The organism is Arthrobacter sp. SPT-J7 (assembly GCF_059089965.1).
Window position 1 is genome coordinate 1 of the sequence record NZ_JBNHFF010000591.1, and the last position, 392, is coordinate 392.

The 392-nt window shown below is 75.5% G+C and carries 1 pseudogene; it reads right to left on the bottom strand.

Annotated features, from left to right (window positions below):
• A pseudogene (locus tag AC5RWX_RS34430) lies at positions 1 to 392 on the bottom strand (hypothetical protein); the annotation flags it as partial.

Here is a 392-nt window from a genome sequence, read left to right on the forward strand (position 1 = left end):
GCCTTCGAGTCCATGCCCAGCAGCTGCCCGGTTCCCGGCGCGGTATACAGCCGCCGGACCCAGACATCCTCCACCCCGCCGACCTTCAGGTTCCGCAGCCTGTCCTGCCGGGCCAGTTCGCGGGCGGTCTTCCAGCCCGGCTCGGTCCCCGCCGGCGGCGCCTTCTGCCCGGTCCCCGCTCCGGGCGGGGCCTTCTGCCCGAAACCGCTGCCCGGCGGGCCGGACGCGGCGGGTTCGGGTGGCGGGTCCTGTGGCAGGCGGATCAGGTCGCGGGCGTACTGGGCCGGGACGATGCCGTAGCCGGTCAGCCAGGCCGGTTCGGTCCCGCCCTGCAGCAGCGCCCGGTCGGTCATCACCAGCTGCACCTCGAGCCGGGCCGGGTCCGCGGTGCT